The organism is Alkalibacillus haloalkaliphilus C5, assembly GCF_000269905.1.
GTDB classification, from domain to species: Bacteria; Bacillota; Bacilli; order Bacillales; family Alkalibacillaceae; genus Alkalibacillus; species Alkalibacillus haloalkaliphilus_A.
In genome coordinates this window covers 1-274 of record NZ_AKIF01000313.1, presented here as the reverse complement: position 1 = coordinate 274, position 274 = coordinate 1, and the positions used below count along the sequence as shown (strand labels likewise).

The 274-nt window shown below is 36.5% G+C and carries 1 protein-coding gene; it reads left to right on the top strand.

Features of this window, described 5'->3' with window-relative positions:
* Positions 1–274, top strand: a 274-nt coding sequence (locus A194_RS19165) for a hypothetical protein (RefSeq protein ID WP_040403442.1), incomplete at both ends; no start/stop codon positions are given.

Below are 274 nucleotides of genomic sequence, written 5' to 3'. Positions count from 1 at the left end.
GAACGAGTTGAAGACAGGGTAGAACATGATGAACATGTAGCATCATCTAGTGAACGCTCTTTAGAAGAAATGGGATTTGAAATAGGTGATGATTTATATGAAATCACAAATCAGGATGAACGATTAATTATTGAAAGCCACATAAAGATTTTTGAGAGGAATCGAACAAGGCTTGAGGGGTATGGAAACCACGATTGGAAGAAAGTTGTAGGTGAAGAAATAAAATTAGGAGAACACTATTTTGATAGATTTCCAACGCAAGCGGAAGAACAAG